Origin of the sequence: Thermus antranikianii DSM 12462, from assembly GCF_000423905.1 — a bacterium.
Classification (GTDB): Bacteria; Deinococcota; Deinococci; order Deinococcales; family Thermaceae; genus Thermus; species Thermus antranikianii.
In genome coordinates this window covers 32,673-52,004 of record NZ_KE384104.1, presented here as the reverse complement: position 1 = coordinate 52,004, position 19,332 = coordinate 32,673, and the positions used below count along the sequence as shown (strand labels likewise).

Annotated in this window: 18 protein-coding genes; 9 read left to right on the top strand and 9 right to left on the bottom strand. The window is 67.2% G+C overall.

Annotated elements, in window-relative coordinates:
• Window positions 1–8 precede the first annotated feature (8 nt).
• Entirely contained in the window at window positions 9–1,112 is a 1,104-nt protein-coding gene (locus G584_RS0111470) for a thiamine pyrophosphate-dependent dehydrogenase E1 component subunit alpha (RefSeq protein ID WP_018111074.1), read from the bottom strand.
• Window positions 1,113–1,244: 132 nt separating this feature from the next.
• On the opposite strand from G584_RS0111470, the gene G584_RS0111465 reads away from it, so the two are divergent.
• Both G584_RS0111465 and G584_RS0111460 read left to right on the top strand, forming a co-directional pair.
• Window positions 1,245–1,658, top strand: coding sequence for a 23S rRNA (pseudouridine(1915)-N(3))-methyltransferase RlmH (locus G584_RS0111465; RefSeq protein WP_028494710.1), 414 nt, complete (start codon window positions 1,245–1,247; stop codon window positions 1,656–1,658).
• Window positions 1,655–2,053 carry a metallopeptidase family protein gene (locus tag G584_RS0111460; protein ID WP_028494709.1) on the top strand — a complete coding sequence of 133 codons (399 nt, stop codon included), beginning with the start codon at window positions 1,655–1,657 and terminating at the stop codon, window positions 2,051–2,053. The genes G584_RS0111465 and G584_RS0111460 overlap by 4 nt, the downstream gene beginning before the upstream one ends.
• Here G584_RS0111460 and G584_RS0111455 read toward each other — a convergent pair.
• Genes G584_RS0111455 through G584_RS0111445 form a run of 3 tightly spaced genes read right to left on the bottom strand, consistent with a single transcriptional unit; the run spans window position 1,998 to window position 4,442 of the window.
• Window positions 1,998–2,426 carry a DUF2203 domain-containing protein gene (locus G584_RS0111455; RefSeq protein ID WP_028494708.1) on the bottom strand — a complete coding sequence of 143 codons (429 nt, stop codon included), beginning with the start codon at window positions 2,424–2,426 and terminating at the stop codon, window positions 1,998–2,000. The two genes, G584_RS0111460 and G584_RS0111455, sit on opposite strands and share 56 nt — an antisense overlap.
• A 51-nt stretch (window positions 2,427–2,477) precedes the next feature.
• Window positions 2,478–3,383, bottom strand: a complete 906-nt coding sequence (locus G584_RS0111450; protein ID WP_028494707.1) for a biotin--[acetyl-CoA-carboxylase] ligase — start codon at window positions 3,381–3,383, stop codon at window positions 2,478–2,480.
• A 12-nt stretch (window positions 3,384–3,395) separates the two neighbouring features.
• Window positions 3,396–4,442: a glucose-1-phosphate thymidylyltransferase gene (locus tag G584_RS0111445; RefSeq protein WP_028494706.1), complete on the bottom strand. Its 1,047-nt coding sequence runs from the start codon at window positions 4,440–4,442 to the stop codon at window positions 3,396–3,398.
• Between the two features lie 32 nt (window positions 4,443–4,474).
• On the opposite strand from G584_RS0111445, the gene G584_RS0111440 reads away from it, so the two are divergent.
• Both G584_RS0111440 and G584_RS0111435 read left to right on the top strand, forming a co-directional pair.
• Complete coding sequence (locus G584_RS0111440; protein WP_028494705.1) at window positions 4,475–5,266, top strand: class I SAM-dependent methyltransferase; 792 nt, start codon at window positions 4,475–4,477, stop codon at window positions 5,264–5,266.
• Between the two features lie 77 nt (window positions 5,267–5,343).
• On the top strand, window positions 5,344–5,724 hold the full coding sequence (locus G584_RS0111435; RefSeq protein WP_015716171.1) for a secondary thiamine-phosphate synthase enzyme YjbQ: 381 nt from the start codon (window positions 5,344–5,346) through the stop codon (window positions 5,722–5,724).
• A 10-nt stretch (window positions 5,725–5,734) separates the two neighbouring features.
• On the opposite strand, the gene G584_RS0111430 is transcribed toward G584_RS0111435, so the two are convergent.
• From G584_RS0111430 to G584_RS0111420, 3 genes are read right to left on the bottom strand one after another with little or no spacing between them, the layout of a single operon-like run.
• Window positions 5,735–7,915, bottom strand: a complete 2,181-nt coding sequence (locus G584_RS0111430) for a RelA/SpoT family protein (RefSeq protein ID WP_157626431.1) — start codon at window positions 7,913–7,915, stop codon at window positions 5,735–5,737.
• Between the two features lie 20 nt (window positions 7,916–7,935).
• Window positions 7,936–10,266, bottom strand: a complete 2,331-nt coding sequence (locus G584_RS0111425; RefSeq protein ID WP_028494703.1) for a coiled-coil domain-containing protein — start codon at window positions 10,264–10,266, stop codon at window positions 7,936–7,938.
• Between the two features lie 2 nt (window positions 10,267–10,268).
• Window positions 10,269–11,324, bottom strand: a complete 1,056-nt coding sequence (locus tag G584_RS0111420; protein WP_028494702.1) for a mechanosensitive ion channel family protein — start codon at window positions 11,322–11,324, stop codon at window positions 10,269–10,271.
• Between the two features lie 32 nt (window positions 11,325–11,356).
• On the opposite strand from G584_RS0111420, the gene hemQ reads away from it, so the two are divergent.
• Both hemQ and G584_RS0111410 read left to right on the top strand, forming a co-directional pair.
• A complete protein-coding gene (gene hemQ, locus G584_RS0111415) occupies window positions 11,357–12,109 on the top strand; it encodes a hydrogen peroxide-dependent heme synthase (protein ID WP_028494701.1) in 753 nt (250 codons plus the stop codon).
• 3 nt (window positions 12,110–12,112) lie between these two features.
• Window positions 12,113–12,604 carry a chlorite dismutase family protein gene (locus G584_RS0111410; RefSeq protein ID WP_028494700.1) on the top strand — a complete coding sequence of 164 codons (492 nt, stop codon included), beginning with the start codon at window positions 12,113–12,115 and terminating at the stop codon, window positions 12,602–12,604.
• 1 nt (window position 12,605) lies between these two features.
• Here G584_RS0111410 and ruvA read toward each other — a convergent pair whose 3' ends face one another.
• Window positions 12,606–13,181, bottom strand: a complete 576-nt coding sequence (gene ruvA / locus G584_RS0111405) for a Holliday junction branch migration protein RuvA (protein ID WP_028494699.1) — start codon at window positions 13,179–13,181, stop codon at window positions 12,606–12,608.
• Entirely contained in the window at window positions 13,178–13,942 is a 765-nt protein-coding gene (locus G584_RS0111400) for an enoyl-CoA hydratase-related protein (protein ID WP_028494698.1), read from the bottom strand. The genes ruvA and G584_RS0111400 overlap by 4 nt, the downstream gene beginning before the upstream one ends.
• Window positions 13,943–14,031: 89 nt before the next feature.
• Here G584_RS0111400 and G584_RS0111395 point away from each other — a divergent pair, with 89 nt between their 5' ends.
• Genes G584_RS0111395 through lpdA form a run of 3 tightly spaced genes read left to right on the top strand, consistent with a single transcriptional unit; the run spans window position 14,032 to window position 19,326 of the window.
• The gene (locus G584_RS0111395; RefSeq protein ID WP_028494697.1) at window positions 14,032–16,731 is read left to right on the top strand and encodes a 2-oxoglutarate dehydrogenase E1 component; all 2,700 of its coding nucleotides are present in this window, start codon (window positions 14,032–14,034) and stop codon (window positions 16,729–16,731) included.
• An 11-nt stretch (window positions 16,732–16,742) separates the two neighbouring features.
• Entirely contained in the window at window positions 16,743–17,951 is a 1,209-nt protein-coding gene (odhB, locus tag G584_RS0111390) for a 2-oxoglutarate dehydrogenase complex dihydrolipoyllysine-residue succinyltransferase (RefSeq protein ID WP_028494696.1), read from the top strand.
• A gap of 1 nt (window position 17,952) precedes the next feature.
• Window positions 17,953–19,326, top strand: a complete 1,374-nt coding sequence (gene lpdA / locus G584_RS0111385) for a dihydrolipoyl dehydrogenase (protein ID WP_028494695.1) — start codon at window positions 17,953–17,955, stop codon at window positions 19,324–19,326.
• Window positions 19,327–19,332 lie beyond the last annotated feature (6 nt).

Here is a 19,332-nt window from a genome sequence, read left to right as displayed (position 1 = left end):
GGACCTCCTTAAAGCTCTTCCTTGAGAAGGGCCTCCTGGCGCTTTAGGTGCCAGGGCTTTTCCGCAAGGACGTCGTCGAACATCCACTCGGGGGGTACAGCGCCGGCCTCCTCGGCTTCCTTCAGGCCCCGCTCCAGCTCGGCGCGGATGCTTTCCCGCAGGTCCTCCTCCCACTCCAGGTTCCAGAGGCCCTTGGCCTCGAGGAAGCGCTGGAACCGCAGGATGGGGTCCCGCTTGCGCCAGGCCTCCACCTCCTCCTTGGGGCGGTAGCGGGTGTCGTCGTCCGCGGAGGAGTGGGGGCCGTAGCGGTACACCCGGAGCTCCACCAGGCTGGGGCCCCCGCCCATGCGGGCCCGTTCCACCGCCTCCCGCACCACGTAGTAGGCGGCCAGGACGTCCATGCCGTCCACCAGATAGCCGGGGATGCCGAAGGCGTGGGCCTTGTCGGCGAGGGTGGGGCTGTGGGTCTGGTGGCGGTAGTCCACGCTGATGGCGTAGAAGTTGTTCTCGGCGATGAAGACCGCCGGAGCCCCCTGCACGGCGGCGAAGTTGATGCCCGCGTACCAGTCTCCCTCGCTGGTGGCCCCGTCCCCGAAGGTGCAGACCGCCACCTGGCCGGTGCGCAGAAGCTTCATGCTGATGGCGGCCCCAGCGGCGGGGGGCACGTGGGAGGCGATGGGGCTGGCCACGGTGAAGTAGTTGAGGGCCTTGGAGCCGGGGTGCTCGGGCATCTGGCGGCCTTTGTTGGGGTCGGCCTTGGTGGCGAGCATCTGGCCGAAGAGCTCCTTGAGAGGGATCCCGAGGGCCAGGGCCAGGCCGTGGTCGCGGTAGTAGGGGAAGACCCAGTCAAAGCCCCGGCGGATGGCGTGGGCGATGGCCACCTGGGCCGCCTCGTGCCCGGCGGCGGGGGCGATGAAGCTGGTCTTGCCCGTGCGGATGAGGATGGTGTAGCGCTCGTCCAGCATCCGGGCCGCCAGCATGTCCCGGTAGAGGCGGCGTAGCTTGTCCTCCTCGAGGTCCAGGGGGAAGTCCCCCAGCCACTCTCCCTTCTCCCCGATGAGCCTTATGGGCTCGGGGGTGAAGGGCTGAAACCGGTGGGTGTCCTTTACCATAAACCCTCCTTTTCCGGCGCTTTTGGCGCCCATAGAGCCTGCCCTGGGTAAGGGCCTGGGGCTCTTTTATCGGGGTGGGTTAGGTCCCACTTACCCTTCGCCCTGAGTATACCCTGGCCTTAGGATGGAGGCGTGCGCCTAAGGGTGGTGGCGGTGGGCAAACCCAGGCTGGATTACGCCCGGCTGGGAGTGGAAGAGTATGCGATGCGCATCCGGAAATATGCTTCCCTCGAGGTCCACTTCGTCAAGGAAGCCCAGGACCTCCTGCCCAAGGCGGAGGGCCACCGCAAGGTGGTCCTGGACGAAAGGGGAAAGCTCTTCACCACGGAGGGCCTTTGGGAAGAGTTGAGGCGCTGGGAGGGGGAACGGGTGGCCTTTTTGGTAGGGGGTGCCGAAGGGTACCCTGAGGGGGTACGTGAGGGAGCCGACCTCCTCCTTTCCCTTTCCCCCCTTACCCTGCAGCATGAGCTGGCCCTTTTGGTCCTCATGGAGCAGCTCTACCGGATCCTTACCCTGAGGGCCGGGCATCCCTACCATCGGCCATGACCTACGAGGCCTTTGTGGCGCTGGTGGAAAGGCTTTGGGCGGAGATCCCCGAGGCCTTCAAGCGGGAGCTTCAGGGGGTACACGTCCTTCCCCAGGCCAAGCCGGAGCCCGGGCTAAAGGGGGTGTGGCGGCTTGGGGAATACCTGGACCCCGGTCCTCCTTCCACCTTCCGGGGATTTGAGGGGCTCGGGCGGCACATCGCCCTCTACTACGGTTCCTTCCAAAAGGTGGCGGGGCCGGGGTTTGACTGGGAGGAAGAGGTCTGGGAAACCCTCCTCCATGAGTTAAGGCACCACCTGGAGTCCTTGGCGGGCCAGGACGACCTGGTGCGGGAGGACCTTAGGCGCCTGGCCGAGTTTCGCCGGGGCGGGAGGCCTGGGGGAGAAGGCCATTAGGTTCTCCCTTTAAGGGGCGCCGCTCGGCAACCCCCCCCGCCAGGGGATGGTAGTGGGCCACCTCGGGTTCGCCTTCCTGCCAGCAGAGGAAGACCACCTCTCCACCCACCCGGCTGGGGAAGTCCACCAGGCCCCGGTCCAAGTCCTTGAGGAAGACGCCCAGGGAGGCCAGGTAACGGGCGTCGGCTTCCAAGGAGCCCAGGAGGAAGCGGGCCTCCTCCTCCAGGGCCCTTCGTTCCAGCCCGCGGGCCTCGGGAAGCCGGGCCTGCACCTCGGAAAGCTCCTTCCGGGCCTGCCGCATCTGGGAGAGGACCCGCTGGATCTCGGGCAAGAGGGCATCGGCCTCTTCCTTGGTGAAGATGCGGGCAAACATACCTAGCCTTATCCTAGCACAAACGCTTTGGGAAATCTAAGCCTGGAATGCTCAAGGGTCGGACTTCCCGGTCCGGAGGGGGGACACGAGGGCCACCTCGCCCGCGCCGATCCTGACCCCCTCCACCTGGAGGCTGCCGTCGGGGAGGATGGCCTCCGCCACCCCCTCCACCACCCCCTTAGGGGTTTGGACCCGCACCCTTCGGCCCAGGGTGTAGGAGGCCTCCCGGTAGAGGGAGAGGAGGGTTTCCGGGCTTTCCAGAAGGGGGAGGAGGCTTTCCAGGTGGAGGAGGAAGCCCGAAAGCACCTCCCGCCGGGAGAGGGGGGAGAACTCCCTCAAGGCGGCGGCGCCCTCGGGGGCCCAGTCCACGTTCACCCCCACTCCCAGGAGGACGTAGGCCACCTCCTCCCCCTCGGCCTTGGCCTCCAAAAGGACCCCGGCCAGCTTCCGGCCATCGGGGGCCAGGAGGTCGTTGGGCCACTTGATCCCCCCCACTCCCACCGCCCGCCAAAGGGCCAGGCCGGCGAGAAGGGGAAGGAGGCCCATGGAGGAGAGGGGAAGGGTGGGACGGAGGAGGAGGGAGAAGGTGAGGCTTTCCCCCGGGCGGCTTTCCCAGGGCCTTCCCCGCCTGCCCCGGCCCCTTTCCTGCACCTCGGCCAGGACCAGGGCTCCCTCCTCGGCTCCTTCCTCCGCCCAGGCCCTTAGGACATCCTGGGTGCTTCCCACCCGCCCCAGGTAGCGGTAGGGCTGGCCGAGGCGCCCTGAGGGGTGGAAGAGGTGGGGAAGGGGAGTGCCGGGCCGGATGCGGTAGCCCTTCCGGCTCATCTCCACGGGGAAGCCCTCGGCGAGAAGCTTTTTCGCCTCCTTGGAAACCGCCTGGCGGCTTACCTTTAGGCGCTGGGCCAGGGCCTCGCCGCTTTGGTAGTCCTCGGTAAGGAGGTCCAGAAGCCGGGCCATGGGGGGTGCTCTTCAGGCCAGCTCCACCTGGGAGAGATCCCCCAGGATCAGGCGGTGGGCCCGGGGGAGGCCATCGCGGTTTTTCACCTGGGCCCCCACCCCCAGGATGCTTTCCTGGAGGCGTAAGGCCACGTCCTCCAGGATGGCGTGGTCCTCGAGGATGGAGTACTCCACCTCCGAGCGCACCACCTTGGCCCCGGGCCCTAAGGAGGTGAAGGGCCCGATGTAGGCTCCTTCCACCACCGCTCCCTCCCCGATGAAGGCGGGGCCGATCACGGTGCTTTTCCGTACCCTAGCCCCCTTCTCCACCACCACCCGCCCGGTGAGCTGGCTTTCCACCACCTCCCCCTCCACCTGGGGTTCCAGTTCTTCCAGGATGAGGCGGTTGGCGTCCAGGAGGTCCTGGGGGCGGCCGGTGTCCTTCCACCACCCCTCCACCTCCACCCCCACCACCCTCTTCCCCCGGTCGATGAGGCCCTGGATGGCGTCGGTGATCTCGTACTCTCCCCGGGCGGAGGGCTTGAGCCCCTCGATGACCTCCAGCACCTCCGGGGTGAAGACATAGACCCCGGCCACCGCCAGGTCCGAGGGAGGCTCCTTGGGTTTTTCCAAAAGGCGCACGATCCTTGCCCCTTCCAGCACCGCCACCCCGAACTGGCTGGGGTTTTCCACCCGCGCCAGGGCGATCACCGCACTCACCCCCGGGGTAAAGGCCTGGAGAAAGCGGGCGATTCCCTTCTGGAAGAGGTTATCCCCCAGGTAGAGGACGAAGGGGCTTTGGCCCAGGAAGTCCCTGGCCACCGCCACCGCATGGGCCAGGCCCTGGGGCTCCTCTTGCAGGATGTAGCGCACCCGGTAGCCCGAAAGGGCCTCCCGGATGTCCTTTTCCGTTTCCGGGGAAACCACCACCCCGATCTCATTTATCCCCGCTTGCAGGAGATTTTCCAGACCGTAGTGAAGGATAGGCCTTCCCGCCACCCGGATCACGGGCTTGGGCCGCGTATGGGTGAGGGGGCGGAGCCGGGTGCCCCGTCCGGCAGCCAGAATGAGTCCTTTCACGCTGGGAAGTATACCGTAAAATGGGAAGTAGGATGCCCAAGGCCTCCGTACGCATGGCCTACGCCTATGACCGCCTCCGGGCCTACCCGCCGGAGGTGGCGGGTCGCATCGCCACCGCCATAGGGAATGCCCTGGGGATGCGGGGGGAGGAGGCGGTGCTTCTGGAGCTTGGGGTGGGTACCGGGCGCATCGCCCTGCCCCTCATCGCCCGGGGTTACCGCTACCTGGCCCTGGACAAGGATCCCGCCATGTTGGAGGTCTTCCGCCAGAAGGTGGCGGGGGTTATGCGCAAGGTGCGCCTTATAGAGGCCGATGCCCGAGCCATTCCCCTGCCCGATGAGAGCGTGCACGGGGTGATCGTGGTCCACCTCTGGCACCTCCTCCCCGACTGGCCCAAGGCCCTGGCGGAGGCCCTGAGGGTGCTGAAGCCTGGGGGGGTGCTTCTGGAAGGCTGGGATGAGATGGAGGCGGAGGAGGAGCGCCTGATCCAGGAAAGGTGGCGCTCCCTGGTGGAGGCGGAGGGCGTGGGGGTGGTGCGGGGCTTGCACAGAAAGCGCCTCGAGGAGGTGGAGGAAGCCCTAAAGCGGCTTGGCCTTAGGCCCAAGACCAAGCAGGTGGTCCAGTGGCGGGAGGAGCGCACCCTCCGCCAGGCCCTCGAGGCCCTGGAGGAAAGGCTTTACTCCTTCACCCAGCTGGTTCCCGAGGAGGTGCACGAGCGCATCATGCCTGGGCTCTGGGCCTGGGCCCAGGGGGAGTTCGGCGATTTGGACCGCTCCTTCACCCTGGAACGGAGCTTTACCCTGCGGGCCACCCGCATGGCCTGATACCACCCCATCCTGGCAGGGCCACGCTTAAGCCCTTGCTTAAGGGATCTATCTTCGTGGCCCTATATGCTTAAAGGATGAAGGCCATCCGCATTTCCACCCCCAAGGAAGGTTTGGTGAACATCACCCGCCAGGTGGAGGAGGTCTTGGCCGGGCACACCGGCTTGGTGTACCTCTTCGTTCCCCACACCACCTGTGGCCTTACCGTGCAGGAGGGGGCGGATCCCGATGTGGCCCACGACCTTCTCGCCCGCCTGGAGGAGCTCGCCCCCAGGGTGCATCCCAAGGACCGGCATGCGGAGGGAAACTCCCACGCCCACCTGAAAAGCCTCCTCACCGGGGTGCACCTCCTCCTTCCCGCCGAGGGGGGGAGGCTTCGGCTTGGCCGCTGGCAGCAGGTTTTTCTGGCGGAGTTCGACGGGCCGAGGATGCGGGAGGTGTGGGTCAGGCTCCTCTAGCCGGGCCCGCCTAGACCCAGCGCACCTCCTGCACGCTTTTCACGCTCTTTATGGCCTGGACCAGGGATTCCCGCTCCCCGTCCTGCACGGTGAGGCGGAGGCGGATGCGGGCCAGGGGTCCGAGGATCCGGGTTTCCGAGCCCAAGGCGCTCTTCCCCGCCTCGGCCACCACCTGCATCACGTCCCTCAGGAGGCCAGCGCGGTCCTGGGCCAGGACCTCGAGGGTGGCCACCTTGCCCCCCACCCCCTCCCAGTAGGCCCCGATGATCCGGTCGGCCTCGGGTCCCTGGAGGATGCGGCGCAGGTTGGGGCAGTCCGCCCGGTGGATGGTAACCCCCCGGCCCCGGGTGACGAAGCCCAGGATGGCGTCCCCCTTCATGGGCTCGCAACAGGAGGCCAGGCGGATGGGGGCCTGGAGGTCCTGCTCCAGGCGGATTCCCCATTCGTTCCTGGGGGGTGCCTTGGGCCTTTCCGGCTTGAGAAGGGCCTTGGGGTAGAGCTTCTCCGCCACCTGCTTGGGGGTGAGGCGGTTTAGGGCCAGGGCCAGGTAGAGCTCCTCGGGGGAAGGGGTAAGGCCCAGCTTTCTGGCGGCCTCCTCCAGCTGGCTGTCGCTGGGCTTGGGAAGGCCTCTGCGCTTCAGGTAACGCTCCAGGAGGCTTTGCCCCCTCTCCAGGGTCTCCTGGCGCTCTTGGGTGCGGAAGTACTGGCGGATCTTGCTCTTGGCGGTGCGGGTCCTGGCGAACTCCAGCCAGTCCTTGGAGGGGTGGGCGTTTTTGGCGGTGAGGATCTCCACGATCTCCCCGTTTTGGAGCTCGTAGGAGAGGGGGACGATCCTTCCGTTCACCTTGGCCCCCACCATGTGGTGCCCCACCTCGGTGTGGATGTGGTAGGCGAAGTCCACGGGGGTAGCCCCCTTGGGCAGGTTGATGATCCGCCCCTTGGGGGTGAAGACGAAGACCCTGCCCCCGAGGAGGTCCCGGGTCACCGCCTCCACGAACTCCCGGGAGCTGCTAAACTCCTGCTGCCACTCCTGGATGCTTTTCAGCCAGGAAACCCGCCTTTTTAGCTCCTCGGGGTCGGTGAGGCCCTCCTTGTAAAGCCAGTGGGCGGCGATCCCGTACTCGGCGATGCGGTGCATCTCCCGCGTGCGGATCTGCACCTCCAGGGGGAGCCCTTCCAGGGCGATGACCGTGGTGTGGAGGGACTGGTAGCCGTTGGGCTTGGGTACGGCGATGTAGTCTTTGACCCGCCCCGGGATGGGCTGCCAGAGGGCGTGGACCAGGCCCAGGACGTGGTAGCAGACCTGCTTTTCCCTCAACGTCCTCCCTTCCTCCGTGAGGGCGGGCTTGGGATCCAGGATGACCCGGACCGCGAGAAGGTCGTAGATTTGTTCCAAGGCCTTTCCCTCCCGCTCCATCTTCTTCCAGATGGAGTAGAGGTGCTTGGGGCGGCCCATCACCTCAAAGCTCTGAAGCTGGGCCTGGAGGAGCTCATCCTTCCTGAGGGCTTCCTCCAGGATGGCCATGGCCTTTTGAACGATGCGTTCCCGGGCTTCCTGGGTCTCCTGGATGCGGGAGAGAAGGGCATGGTAGGCCTCGGGGTGGAGGTAGCGGAAGGAAAGGTCCTCGAGCTCCCACTTCAGCTGCCCCATCCCCAGGCGGTGGGCCAGAGGGGCGTAGATCTCCAGGGTTTCCTGGGCGATGCGCCTTTGCTTCTCGGGGGGCATGTGCTCCAGGGTGCGGAGGTTGTGAAGGCGGTCCGCCAGCTTCACGATGATGATGCGCACGTCCTCCGCCATGGCGATGAACATCTGGCGGAGGTCCTCGGCCCGTTTCTCCTCCCCCTCGAGGTTGGCCAGCTTGTAGAGCTTGCTGACCTTGGTCTCCCCCTCCACCAGCTTGCGCACCCCTGGCCCAAAGCGCCTTTCCAGCTCCTCGGGGGCCACCCCGCAGTCCTCCAGGGTGTCGTGGAGGAGGCCCGCCATCACGGTCTCCGCGTCCATGCGCAAGGAGGCCAGGATCTCCGCCACCGCCACCGGGTGGGTGATGTAGGGCTCCCCGCTTCTCCTGAGCTGGCCCCGGTGGGCTTCCTCGGCAAAGAGGTAGGCCTCCCGCACCTTTTCCCGCTCTCCCACCGGGAGGTAGTCTAGAAGGGGTGCAAGTTTTTCCCAAAGGGCCGAGACGGATACCACTATTGTTCAGTGTAGCACCCCTAGGAGGTGAGTTCCAGGAGGAAGGCGGATAGGCTGGTCTTTTCCAGCAGGGCCACCAGGGTGCGGCCCTTGCGGGGGGCCAGGACCAAGGCCTTTTCCCCCAGGAGGATGGCCGCAGGCCCCCGGGTCTGGCCCAGGCTTTTATCCAGCTGGTCCAGGGCTTGGACCAGAGCCTCCAGGGGTTCCTTGGGCAGGGGCAAGGCCCCCCCCAGGTAGCCCAGCACCTCCACCCCGGGAAGGCGCAAGGGGGCGAGGTCCGCCTCGAGCACCTTGGGGGAGGGTGTCTCCGGCGCCTTTGCCTGGGCCGGGGTTCTGCCCTGGTCGAAGACCCCGAGGAGGGCCTCGATCTCCTCGCCTCTGATCTCTCTGATCTCTTGGAGCACCGCCTTGGCGGCCTCTTGCTCCCTTTCCAGTTCCCGGAGAAGGGCCTCCGCCTGGCTTAGGGTTCTTTCCACCTGGAGGAGGCCTTGGGGTCCTAGGCGGGGAAGCTTTTCCTGGGCGCTTCTCAGCACCGGTAAAAGGGCCTTTAGGCGGCGGCCCGTTTCGCTTTGGAACCCCTCGAGGCGGGCGTAAGCCTGGAAGAAGGCGGTGAGGCGGGTGGTGAGCTCCTCCCGCTTCACCTCCATCCGCCGCTTTAAGGCCTCCAGGGCCCGGGCAATGGGGGTAGGGTCGGGGAGGGGCTTGCCCTTTTCCTCGGCGATGGCCCGCAAGACCCCTTCCCCCCCAAAGCCGCGGAAGCGCTCCGCCAGGGCCTGAAGGCGGCCCAGCTCTAAAAGGGCTTCCTGCCGGGCCTGAGCCTTGGCCTCCTCCAGGCTCTTCCGTAAGGACCCCAGGTCGGGAAGGCTCCCCTGGGCCAGGAGGGCTTCCGCCTCGGCCACCTTCTCCTTTAGGCCCAGGGCCAGGGCCTCGGGCTTTAGGGCCTCCAGGGCCTTAGCCGCCTCGGTGAGCTTGGCCCTTAGGGCGGCCTCCTCCCCTTGGGCCTTGAGGAGCTCGGCATACCGGGCCCGCACCTCGGGAAGCCTTTGGGGAAGGGCTTCTAGGGGGAGCGCCTTCAGTTCTTCCAGGAGGGGGCGGAAGGCCTCGCCCTTTTCCTTTAGCTCCTCCACCAGGGCTTCCTTTTCCTGGAGGAGGCGCTTTTCCTCCTCCGCCTTGCGCCGGGCCTCCTCCTCCAGGCGCCTGAGCTCCTCCTCCAGGGGAAGGAGGTCGGGGTAGCCTCCCTCCTCCAGGGTTTCCTCCGCCAGCTGCAAGGCCCGCTCTAGGGGGAGCTTGGCTTCCTCGGGCAGGGAGAGGAGGCGCAGGGCCTCCTGAAGCTGGATCAGGCGGGCCCGCTTCTCGGCCCGGAGGTTTCTCTCGGCCTCCTGGAAGGCTTCCTCCAGGGCTTTGAGCTTTTCCCCCACGGGGGTGCCCGCATCCAGAAGGGCCTGGACCTCGGCGAGAAGGGGGCTTACCGTGGCCCGTTCCACCAGGGGGGCGAAGCGGCTTAAGAGCTCTTCCAGCTTGCGCTTCTCCTCCTCCACCTCCAGGGCCAGGATCCTCTGGCTGGCCTCCTGGGAAAGGGCCTCGAGGTCCACCACGAGCTCCCCTTCCAGGTCGGAGGCTTCCTCCACGGTGAGGAAGACGTCGGAGGGATGGGAGGGCGTTTCCGCCTGGGGTGGGGTCTCCGGGGGGGTTTCCTGGGTTTCAAAGATGATCTCCGGCAAGGTAGGGGTCTTGACGGCGCTGGACTCCAGGAACTTCCTTAGCTCCAGGGCCAGGCTCCGGGCCCGCTCCACCTCCGCCTGGGCCAGGATGCCCTCCTTCTGGGCCTGGCGGATGGTTTCCACCAGGCTTTCCAGCCGCCGCACCTTGGGCCCTCCCAGGTGGCGCACCCTTTCCAGGGCCTCCTCCAGGTGGGCCAGGTCCTTGGCCTGGCGCAAGAGGGCCTCCTCCATCTTCTCGTCCAGGGCTTCTAAAAGCTCTTCCCCCTCCGCCAGAAGCCCAGGGTCCGGGGACTGGCGCAGGCGGTTGACCAGGGCTCGGAGCCGGGCCACCTCCGGCCAGTCCACATAGAGCCCGAAGCGCTTCAAGCCCTGTTCCAGCTTGGCCAGCCTGGCACCCTGGCCTTCTATCTTGGCCAGGACCCCCTCCACCAACCGCCTGGCCTCCTCCGGGCGCATGCGGGCCTGGAGCTCGCGGTAGACCAGGCCCTTTAGGAGGTGGGCCCCATCCGCTGGGGTGAGCTCGGAGGGCCGTTTGCCCAGGCGTTTTAGCCCCTCCTCCAATACCGCCTCGGCCCTGGCCCCCAGGTGGGGGTGGATGGCCTCCAGGATGGTTCCGTAGACGTCCGGCATCCTTACGCTCCCTTCTCCAGCCTAAGGGGTTCGCCGAAGTAGAGCTTCTGGTGGGGGTAGGGGATCTCGATCCCCTCCCGGTCCAGGCGGTTTTTGATGCGGCGGCGGAACTCCCGGGCCACGGCCCACTGCTGGGCGGGCTTGGTGCTGAAGAGGACCCGGATGACCACGGCGCTGTTTCCCAGGTCCTGCACCCCCAGGACCTCCGGGGGTTCGGTGAACCGGTCTTGCCACTCCGGGTCCTGGTGGAAGCGGGCCACCTCGTCTCGGAATACCTCCAAAACCCGGTCCAGGTCCTCCTTGTAGGCCACGCCCACGTCCACCACCGCCCGGCTCCACTCCTGGGTGAGGACCGTCACCTGGCGGACCTCGGAGTTGGGGATGAAGTGGACCCGGCCCTCCAGGTCCCGGAGCACGGTGAGGCGCAGGTTGAAGCGCTCCACCTGCCCCCCCACCCCGTTGATGAGCACGATATCCCCTACCCCGTACTGATCCTCCAGAAGGATGAAAAATCCGTTGATGAAGTCCCGGATCAGGTTCTGGGCAGCGAAGCTGATGGCCAGGCCCACCACCCCGGCCCCCGCCAGGAGGGCGGTGACGTTGAAGCCCAGGTTGGAGAGCATAAAGAGGCCGCCGATCACCACGATGCTTACCCTTAGCACCGACTCCGCCACCGCCCTTAAGGTTTTGCGCCGCACCGCCTCCCGGGTGAGCTCCCCTTCGGGCTCGGGAAGCCGGGCGAGGAGGAGGGGCACGAGGCGGTAGGCCACCAGGGTGAGGCCCATCACCGCCAGGATGGCCAGGCCCCGGCTTCCCAGCCACTGGGCGAGGGCCTTCCCCCAGGTGGCCAGGGGCTCCAGGGGCCAGGCGAGGGCGTGGGCCAGGTAGCTCAGGGCCAGGAGGACCACCACCCCCCACCAGAGGAAGCCGAGGGCCCGGAAGAAGCGGTCGTCCCGCTCCGTGGGGGTGAGGCGCCCCAGGGCGTTCAGGGCTCTGGCTCCGTAGAGGCCTAAAAGCCAGGCCAGAAGGAGGGCGAGGGCTACGTGTAGGGCCACCATGGTGGGAGTATATCCCCGGGTATATTGGGGGCATGGGAGGTCACATTCCTGAGCCCACCTTTACCCTCGAGGGCTGGCACATCCTTCACGACTTCCGCCGCCTGGACCATGCCGCCTGGTTCTCCGCCCCCAAGGAGGAACGGCAGGCCGCCTGGGGGGAGCTTTCGGAAATCCTGGGGGAGTGGGAAAAGGTAGAGGCGGAGGGCAAGGGGTCCTTCGGCGTGTACCAGGTGATCACCCACAAGGCCGACCTCCTCTTCCTGAACCTGAGGGAGAGCCTGGATGCCCTCCTGGAGGTGGAGGCCAGGCTCAACAAGAGCCTTTTCGCCCGCTACCTAAGCCCCGCCTACGGGTTTTACTCGGTGGTGGAGCTGGGGAGCCAGACCGGGCCTTTGGATCCCGAAGCCCCCTACATCAAGCCCCGCCTGACCCCCAGGCTGCCCAAGACGGGCTACGTCTGCTTCTACCCCATGAACAAGCGCCGCCAGGGCCAGGACAACTGGTACCTCCTCCCCGCCAAGGAGCGGGCGGAGCTCATGAAGGCCCACGGGGAAACGGGAAGGAAGTACCAGGGCAAGGTCTTGCAGGTGATCAGCGGGGCCCAGGGCCTGGACGACTGGGAGTGGGGGGTGGACCTCTTTAGCGAGGACCCCATCCAGTTCAAGAAGATCGTGTACGAGATGCGCTTTGACGAGGTATCCGCCCGCTTTGGCGAGTTCGGGCCCTTCTACGTGGGCAAGCGCCTCAGCCAAGAGGCCCTGGCCCGCTTCCTGGAGGTGGGGTGAGGCATGCCGCGCCTTTGGGGGTTTAGCCTCTATAGGCTTTTGCCGGAGTTCCGCCGCCTCGAGGCCGAGCACCAGGAGCACCTTAAAGAGGAGTTCGCCCAGTTCCTGGCCCGCTGGCAGGAAAAGGAGGGTTTCCTCCGGGTCTACAGCCTGGTGGGGCTTTCCCCCGAGGCCGACTTCCTCCTCTGGCAGGGGGCATCCCACCTTAAGGCCCTGCAGGCCCTGAGGCGGGAGATGCACCGCACCCGCCTCATGGGGTTTCTGGAGCCCGTGGCCCTTTACCTGGACCATGGGGAGGGGGAGCCAGGGGAGGGGTTTTTGGCCCTGTTCCCCTTCGGCCTGGAGGGAGGCCCGCCCGAGGGGGCGAGGGTCTTCCAGGGGGAGGGGCTTTTGGCCCTCGAGGGGCCCTGGGAGGTGCTCTTCCCCCTGGTTCTGAGGGAGGGGGGTTACCTGGCCGCCCGCCGCACCCCCAGGGAGGCGTTGGACGAACTCTAGCCTAGCGCAACCGCTTCAGGGCCTCCTTGATGAGCTCCTGGGCGTTGGCCGAGGGGCGCTTGGCCAGGAGGTCCAGGACCACCCCCCGGGCCTGGCCCTCCTTGAAGCCCAAGGCGGTGAGGGCCAGGATGGCCTCCTCCGCCGCCTGGCTTTCCACCTTTTGCCCGGTGAGGAGGCTTGGGGGCACCTTCCCCTTGAGCTCCAGGGCGATCCGCTCGGCAAGCCTTTTCCCCACCCCGCTTGCCGCGGTGAGGAGGCGCAGGTCCCCCTGGGCCAGGGCCTGGGCCAGAAGCCTGGGGGTGAGGGCGGAGAGAAGGGAGAGGGCCACCTTGGGCCCCACCCCGCTCACGGAAAGGAGGAGCTCAAAGAGGAGGAGGCTTTCCTCGTCAGGGAAGCCATAAAGAAACAGGCCCTCCTCCCGGAGCTGAAGATGGGTGTGGACCGCCACCTCCTGGCCCTCTTTGAGGCTTTGCAGAAGGGTCTGGGGGGCTTGCACCAGGAAGCCCACCCCATTCACCAAAAGGAGAAACCCCCCTTCCTCCCTCTTCAGGACCGTGCCCTTGAGGTAGCGGATCATCGGCCCACGAACCTGGGCGGGCGCTTTTCCCTAAAGGCCCTTACCCCCTCCTCGTGGTCCTGGGTGCGCCCGGCCTCCCCCTGGAGGATGGCCTCGAGGGCCAGGGCCTCCGTGAGGGAAAGCCGGTAGGTTTCCAAAAGGAGCTTCTTGGTGAGGGCGTAGGTCCGGGTGGGCCCCTGGGCCAGCTCCCGGGCCAGGGCCAGGGCCTCCTCCAAAAGCCTTTCCCCCGGCACCACCCGGTGCACCAGGCCGAGGGCCTGGGCCTCCTCGGCGGAAAGCCTGGGGGAGAGGAGGAGGAGTTCCTGGGCCTTGGCGAACCCCACCAGCCGGGGCAGGATAAAGCTCATCCCCGAGTCCGGCACCAGGCCGATGCGCACGAAGGCGGGGGTGAAGCTGGCCTCCAGGGCCGCCAGGCGCAGGTCGCCCCAAAGGGCCAGGCTCATCCCCGCTCCCGCCGCCACCCCGTTCACCGCCACCACCAGGGGCTTCTCCAGCCCCGCCAGAGCCTCCACCACCCGGTTGTAGCGGCGGAGGTGGGCCTCGTAGTCGGGCTTGCCCTCCCCGAACTCCCCCAGGTCCTGCCCCGCACAGAAGGCCCGCCCGGCCCCCGTGAGGAGGAGGGCCCGGACCCCGGGGTCTTCCTGGGCCTCCTTTAGGACTTGGTAGAGTTCGTCCAGCAGGGCACCGGTTATGGCGTTCAGCTTTTCCGGCCGGTTTAGGCTGAGGATAAGGACGCCTTCCTGTCTCTCCTTCAGGACCATGGCCCTATTGTAAAGGTCCTAAAGCACCTACACCGCTTTTTGGTGTAGCGTAGATGAAGGGGGTATACGCCCCCTTCTTGGGAGGTAGGATGGAGCTCACGTTGGAAAGCCAAGGCTACCTGGAGGCCCTCTACCGGGCCTATCTGGAGGATCCCTTCTCCCTGCCGGAGGAGTGGCGCCGCTACTTTTCCGCCCTCGCCCTGGAGGGTTCCCGAAGAGAACCCCTCGAGGACGGCCGACGAGCCACCCCCGCTCCCCTGGCCGAGGCGGTGGACCTGGCCTTCCTCCTCAAGGTGGAGCGCCTGGTTCAGGCCTACAGGGAGCTTGGTCACCTGGCGGCCCGCATAGACCCCTTGGGGCGGGAGCGGCCTAGGCCCAAGGAGCTTTCCCTGGAGGCCCACGGCCTTTCCCGGGAGGATCTCTTTAGGTCCCTTCCCCCCTTCTTCGGCGCCCCCACCCTGGGGGACCTCTTGGGCCGCCTGGAGGAGGTTTACCTGGGCCCGGTGGGGTTTGAGGTGGTCCATACCGAGCCCGAGGAGCGGGCCTGGCTTCTTTCCCGCATCGAGGCCCCCTGGCCCAAGCCTCCCCGCGAGGTGCGCCGGCGCATGCTGGAGCGCCTCATGCAGGCGAGCCTCTTTGAAGCCTTCCTGCAACGCAAGTACCTGGGGGCCAAGACCTTCAGCCTCGAGGGCCTGGAAAGCCTGGTTCCCCTTCTCTTAGAGGCGGTGGAGGAAGCCGCCCGCCACGGGGTCAGGGAGGTGGTCCTGGGCATGGCCCACCGGGGGCGGCTCAACGTTCTGGCCCACGTGGTGGGCAAGCCCTTTGAGCGCATCTTCCGCGAGTTCGAGGAGATCTTCCCCGAGGGCTACTCGGGGGATGTGAAGTACCACCTGGGCTTCTCCAACGACCTCACCACCCCCTACGGGAAGGTGCACGTTTCCCTCAACTTCAACCCCAGCCACCTGGAGTTCGTGAACCCCGTGACCCTGGGGAGGCTTCGGGCCAAGCAGGACCGCTTCGGCGACCGGGAGCGGAAGAGGGGCCTGGCCATCCTGGTCCACGGGGACTCGGCCTTCATCGGGGAGGGCATCGTCCAGGAGACCCTGAACCTCTCCCGGCTTCCCGGCTACCGGGTGGGAGGGACCCTCCATGTGGTGGCCAACAACCAGCTGGGCTTCACCACCCTGCCCGAGGAGTACACCTCCTGCCGCTACCCCACGGACATCGCCAAGATGGTGGGGGCTCCCGTCTTCCACGTGAACGCCGAGGCCCTGGACGAGCTCTGGTTCGTGCTGGGCCTGGCCCTGGAGTACCGCCAGCGCTTCGGCAAGGACGTGGTCATCGACCTGGTGGGCTACCGCCGCCGGGGCCACAACGAGACGGACGAGCCCACCTTCACCCAGCCCTCCATGTACGCCCTCATCTCCAAAAAGCCCGAGCCCTGGAGGGTCTATGCGGAGAGGCTCCTTGCCGAAGGGGTGGTGGCGGAAGGGGAGCTTAAAGCCAAGGAGGAAGCCTACCTGGCGAACCTGGAGAGCGAGTTCGCCCGGGTCAAGGCGGAGCCGGGCCCCGTGGTGCCCCACGGGCTTTCCGGCATCTGGCAGGGGTACGTGGGCGGGCCCGACCACCTGGTGCCCGAGGTGGATACCGGGGTGCCCCTGGAGGCGCTAAAGGAACTCCTTCTCCGCCTGAGCACCGTGCCCGAGGGCTTCCAGGTGCATCCCAAGCTGAAGCGGTTCCTCGAGGCCCGAAAGGAGATGGCCGAGGCCAAGCGCCCCCTGGACTGGGCGGCGGCCGAGGCCTTGGCCTTCGCCTCCTTGGCTGCCGAGGGGCACCGGGTGCGCCTCACGGGGCAGGATGCCCTAAGGGGCACCTTCACCCAGCGCCACGCCGCCCTGTACGACTACCAGACGGGAAGGCCCTACATCCCCTTGCAGCACCTGGCCGAGGGGCAGGCGGAGGTGGAGATCTACAACTCCCCCCTCTCCGAGGCCGGGGTGCTGGGGTTTGAGTACGGGTACAGCCTGGACTACCCCGAGGCCCTGGTCCTCTGGGAGGCCCAGTTTGGGGACTTCGTCAACGTGGCGCAGGTCTACATCGACCAGTTCCTGGCCAGCGCCGAGGCTAAGTGGAACCGGCTTTCCGGCCTGGTCCTCCTCCTGCCCCACGGCCTCGAGGGCCAGGGCCCCGAGCACTCCTCCGCCCGGCTGGAGCGCTTCCTGCAGCTTGGGGCCAAGGACAACCTCCAGGTGGCCTACCCCACCACCCCCGCCCAGTTCTTCCACCTCCTCCGCCGCCAGGTGAAGCGCCCCATCCGCAAGCCCCTCGTGGTCCTCACCCCCAAAAGCCTCCTCCGCCACCCCGAGGTGGTCTCCAGCCTGGAGGAGCTTGCCCAGGGGCGCTTCCAGAAGGTCATCCCCGAGAGGGTCAAGGGGGCCAGGAAGGTCCTTCTCACCTCGGGGAAGGTCTACTACGACCTCCTGCAAAAGCGGAGGGAGGTGGGGGCGGAGGACGTGGCCCTGGTGCGGCTTGAGCTCCTCTACCCCTTCCCCGAGGCCGAGCTCAAGGAGGCCCTGGGCTTCTACCCCAAGAAGACCCCGGTGGTCTACGTCCAGGAGGAACCGGTGAACCAGGGGGCCTGGTGGTACCTCTCCGCCCGCTTCTGCGGGGAGATCTACGGCCACCCCTTCAGCGTGGTGGCCCGGCCGGAGTCCCCAAGCCCCGCCGTGGGTTCCTCCAAGGTGCACAAAGAGGAGCAGGAAGCGCTTCTTGAGGAAGCCTTTAAGTGAGGAGGTAGACGGTGCAGGAACTGAAAGTGCCCTCCGTGGGCGAGTCCATCGTGGAAGTGGAGATCGGCGCCTGGCTGAAGAAGGAAGGGGAAGGCTTTGCCCAGGATGAGCCCCTGGTGGAGCTCATCACCGACAAGGCCACCCTGGAGCTCCCCGCCCCCTTTGCGGGAACCCTGGAGCGGATCCTGAAGCGCACCGGGGAAACCGCCAGGGTGGGGGAGGCCATCGCCCTCCTTAAGGCCTCGGGGGAGGGGCTTCCCCGGCCTGAGCCCGAGGCCGCGGTACCCCAGGCACCCGAGCCCCAGGAGCCCCTGGCCATGCCCGCCGCGGAGCGGGTTTTGCGGGAGGCGGGGGTATCCCCAGGGGAGGTGGTGGGCACGGGCCTGGGCGGGCGGATCCTCAAGGAGGACGTGGAGCGCCACCTGGAGGAGAGGGCCAAGCAGGCCCCGCCCCAGGCGGTGCCCCCCCGGATGCCGGAGCCCGCGCCGCTTCCCGCCCAACCCCCGGCCGACCGCCCCTGGCGGGTGAGCGAGGCGGTGCCCATGAGCCCCTTGCGCCGCCGCATCGCGGAGAGGCTCCTCATGGTGCGGCAGACCACCGCCATGCTCACCACCTTCAACGAGGCGGACATGTCCGCCATCATCGCCTTGAGGAAGGAGCTCGGGGAGGCCTTCCAGAAGAAGCACGGGGTGAAGCTGGGCTTCATGAGCTTCTTCGTGAAGGCGGTGGTCCAGGCCCTCAAGGAGATCCCCGAGCTCAACGCCGAGATCCGGGACAACACCATCCTCTACCACCGCTACTACGACATCGGGGTGGCCGTGGGCGGGGGAGAGGGGCTGGTGGTGCCGGTCATCCGGGATGCCGACCGGCTTTCCTTCGCCGAGATCGAGCGCCAGATCGCGGACTTCGCCGAAAGGGCCCGCACCAAGAAGCTGAAGCCCGAGGAGCTCATGGGGGGCACCTTCACCATCACCAACGGGGGGGTGTACGGCTCCCTCAACTCCACCCCCCTCCTCAACCCACCCCAGGTGGGCATCCTGGGCATGCACGCCATCCAGGAAAGGCCCGTGGTCCGGGAGGGGCAGGTGGTGATCCGGCCCATGATGTACCTGGCCCTTTCCTACGACCACCGCATCGTGGACGGCCGGGAGGCGGTGACCTTCCTGAGGCGGGTCAAGGAGCTGGTGGAAAACCCCGTGCGCCTGATGCTGGAGGTTTAGCGTGGAGGCCTACGACCTGTTGGTGATCGGGGCGGGGCCCGGGGGGTACGTGGCCGCCATCCGGGCCGCCCAGCTGGGGATGAGGGTGGGGGTGGTGGAGAAGGAGAAGGCCCTGGGGGGCACTTGCTTAAGGGTGGGGTGCATTCCCTCCAAGGCCCTTTTGGAAACCACCGAGCGCATCTACGAGGTGAAAAAGGGCTTGATCGGGGCTAGGGTGCAGGGCCTCGAGGTGGACCTCCCCGCCCTTCTCGCCCACAAGGACAAGGTGGTCCAGGCCAACGCCCAGGGGATCGAGTTCCTCTTCAAGAAAAACGGCATCATCCGCCACCTGGGAAGGGCCCGCTTCCTCTCGGACCGGAAGGTTTTGGTGGAGGAAACCGGGGAGGAGCTTTCCGCCCGCTACTTCCTCATCGCCACGGGGAGTGCCCCCCTCATCCCCCCCTGGGCGGAGGTGGATGGAAAGCGGGTGGTGACCTCCACCGAGGCCCTTTCCTTCCCGGAGGTGCCGGGCCGCCTCATCGTGGTGGGGGGCGGGGTCATCGGCTTGGAGCTCGGGGTGGTATGGCATCGCCTGGGGGCGGAGGTCCTCATCCTGGAGTACCTGGACCGCATCCTCCCCACCCTGGACGCCGAGCTATCCAGGGCGGCGGAGAAGGTCTTCCGGAAGGAGGGGCTTGAGATCCGCACCGGGGTCAAGGTGAAGGCGGTGCGCCCCGAGGGCCGGGGGGCCCGGGTGGAGCTGGAGGGGGGAGAGGTCCTCACCGCCGATAGGGTGCTTCTCGCCGTGGGCCGCAGGCCCTACACCGAGGGCCTGGACCTGGAAAGGGCAGGCCTTGCCACCGACGAGAAGGGGCGGATCCCCGTGGACGAGCACCTCAGGACCCGCGTCCCCCACATCTACGCCGTCGGGGATGTGGTGCCGGGGCCCATGCTGGCCCACAAGGCCAGCGAGGAGGGGATCGCCGCCGTGGAGCACATGGCCAAGGGGTACGGCCACGTGGACTACCTGGCCATCCCCAGCGTGGTCTACACCCACCCCGAGGTGGCGGGGGTGGGGTACACGGAGGAGGAGCTCAAGGCCAAAGGGATCCCCTATAAGGTGGGCCGCTTCCCCTACTCCGCCTCGGGCCGGGCCCGGGCCATGGGGGAGACGGAGGGCTTCGTCAAGGTCCTGGCCCACGCCAAGACCGACCGCATCCTGGGGGTCCACGGGATTGGGGCCCGGGTGGGGGATGTCCTGGCCGAGGCGGCCTTGGCCATCTTCTTCAAGGCCAGCGCGGAGGACCTGGGCCGGGCCCCCCACGCCCATCCCTCCCTCTCCGAGATCCTCAAGGAAGCCGCCCTGGCCGCCTGGGAAAAGGCCATCCACCTGTGATCCATC

What these genes read in the sequence shown, in the direction of transcription:
- G584_RS0111395 (WP_028494697.1), top strand. Translation starts at nt 14,032, where the DNA reads ATGGAGCTCACGTTGGAAAGCCAAGGCTACCTGGAGGCCCTCTACCGG.
- G584_RS0111470 (WP_018111074.1), bottom strand. Translation starts at nt 1,112, where the DNA reads ATGGTAAAGGACACCCACCGGTTTCAGCCCTTCACCCCCGAGCCCATA.
- G584_RS0111435 (WP_015716171.1), top strand. Translation starts at nt 5,344, where the DNA reads ATGAAGGCCATCCGCATTTCCACCCCCAAGGAAGGTTTGGTGAACATC.
- G584_RS0111425 (WP_028494703.1), bottom strand. Translation starts at nt 10,266, where the DNA reads ATGCCGGACGTCTACGGAACCATCCTGGAGGCCATCCACCCCCACCTG.
- hemQ (WP_028494701.1), top strand. Translation starts at nt 11,357, where the DNA reads ATGGGAGGTCACATTCCTGAGCCCACCTTTACCCTCGAGGGCTGGCAC.
- G584_RS0111400 (WP_028494698.1), bottom strand. Translation starts at nt 13,942, where the DNA reads ATGGTCCTGAAGGAGAGACAGGAAGGCGTCCTTATCCTCAGCCTAAAC.
- G584_RS0111455 (WP_028494708.1), bottom strand. Translation starts at nt 2,426, where the DNA reads ATGTTTGCCCGCATCTTCACCAAGGAAGAGGCCGATGCCCTCTTGCCC.
- G584_RS0111460 (WP_028494709.1), top strand. Translation starts at nt 1,655, where the DNA reads ATGACCTACGAGGCCTTTGTGGCGCTGGTGGAAAGGCTTTGGGCGGAG.
- ruvA (WP_028494699.1), bottom strand. Translation starts at nt 13,181, where the DNA reads ATGATCCGCTACCTCAAGGGCACGGTCCTGAAGAGGGAGGAAGGGGGG.
- G584_RS0111410 (WP_028494700.1), top strand. Translation starts at nt 12,113, where the DNA reads ATGCCGCGCCTTTGGGGGTTTAGCCTCTATAGGCTTTTGCCGGAGTTC.
- G584_RS0111440 (WP_028494705.1), top strand. Translation starts at nt 4,475, where the DNA reads ATGCCCAAGGCCTCCGTACGCATGGCCTACGCCTATGACCGCCTCCGG.
- G584_RS0111420 (WP_028494702.1), bottom strand. Translation starts at nt 11,324, where the DNA reads ATGGTGGCCCTACACGTAGCCCTCGCCCTCCTTCTGGCCTGGCTTTTA.
- G584_RS0111450 (WP_028494707.1), bottom strand. Translation starts at nt 3,383, where the DNA reads ATGGCCCGGCTTCTGGACCTCCTTACCGAGGACTACCAAAGCGGCGAG.